Raw genomic sequence first — 1,378 nt, forward strand, 5'->3', positions numbered from 1 at the left:
GACTCTTAATCAGTGGGTCCTGGGTTCGAGCCCCCGATGGTGCACCAAAAACACCATGCTGTATTTGCATGGTGTTGTATTATTATTTTTCATATATCCCTCACTACTTTGCGGCGGCTGAGTTCAAACCCAGTTCGTTTCTTGATAACGGAGTAAACGACTGCACAGAAATCTTTGTAGAAAAGTTCTGAAAGAATATGAAATTGTTGATTGGAAATGCGAAAAGTCCATCAGAGTTCATAAGAATCTGACAGGCTTAATATCTATTTCAAGCGGGTTAAAATAGCATTCTCACTAAGTCAATCAGATAGTTGTTGTATCTGTTTGATTAAGGAACATGTTTCGTCTGGGAAACGGTACATGTTTTGTGGGGGTGTTTTTTCTGTTTTGTATTTTAATATAAAGGAAATAGGAAATATTTTGTCAAGTATTATTTTAAAAAAATTTTATATGCCATTTTGGGGAATTTGAAAGAATCGGGATTTTTAATCTCGGTTCTTTATTTTTTGCCTTGTCAAAAAAATTTTTTGGACATATTTTCATCAAGACTGCAATTTCTGTCAAAGCACGGAAACTGCGGTCTTTTTTTATATTTTTCTGTTGCACTTTTTACTTAGTTTTGCATGTATTTTTTTCCATGAAAACTATATTTATGTACTTATACAGATGTGCGAAGAGCAAATCAGAGTTTGTAATAAGCCGTTCAAAAGTACTGAACGACTTGAAAATGGGTACAGACATGTATACAAATCATCTTAATAAGCTTAAACAGTCAGGATACATAAGCTCCGAGCCTTGCCGTAATGAAAAGGGACGTATTTGCGGTATTAAGTTTTATATTAATTATCCGAATTCACTTAAAAGGCTTGAAAATAATGGTTTTAGAAAACTGGAACATGAATAATTCGCCAATGGCGAATGGAAAGGACAAAAATTGACACCAGAAGATTGGAAAATGGTTGAGGATGCATTGTCAAGTCCATATGGCATAGTTGAATTTAAAATAGACGGCTATGATATAACGATAATGTGCGTTGTGGAAAAGCCGCTGCATTATTGTCTTGCAGTATATGTTGATGGAAAAATTAAAGTAGAATGGATTAGTCAGGACTTATTGGAAGTCAGTCAGATCAATGAAATCACACTTTATTAAAAATAATAAGATTATAGAATTAGTTAAGGCGGTTTAGAATAATGGAAGAATTACCGGATTGGTTACAAAAATGTTTGAAATGTCGGTATTGTTACACATTGAAAACAAACGATTTTGAATATCATTGCCGTAAACGAAACGGCAAATGGTGGTAACAACAGTTAGTCAGACAGAAATGACAACTCCAGAGATAACTAAACGAACAGATGAACATGGAAATATTGT

3 protein-coding genes are annotated in these 1,378 nt (G+C 34.0%); all 3 read left to right on the forward strand.

What is annotated here, in order from left to right; all coding sequences use genetic code 11:
* Nucleotides 1-191 (forward strand): hypothetical protein (locus OCV67_RS01580; RefSeq protein ID WP_262644164.1); only part of this gene is annotated, 191 nt, incomplete at its 5' end.
* Nucleotides 192-652: 461 nt separating this feature from the next.
* On the forward strand, nt 653-904 hold the full coding sequence (locus tag OCV67_RS01585) for a hypothetical protein (protein ID WP_147642115.1): 252 nt from the start codon (nt 653-655) through the stop codon (nt 902-904).
* A gap of 30 nt (nt 905-934) precedes the next feature.
* On the forward strand, nt 935-1,153 hold the full coding sequence (locus OCV67_RS01590) for a hypothetical protein (RefSeq protein ID WP_147642116.1): 219 nt from the start codon (nt 935-937) through the stop codon (nt 1,151-1,153).
* Nucleotides 1,154-1,378 lie beyond the last annotated feature (225 nt).

This window comes from Porcipelethomonas ammoniilytica, from assembly GCF_025567485.1.
GTDB classification, from domain to species: Bacteria; Bacillota; Clostridia; order Oscillospirales; family Ruminococcaceae; genus Porcipelethomonas; species Porcipelethomonas ammoniilytica.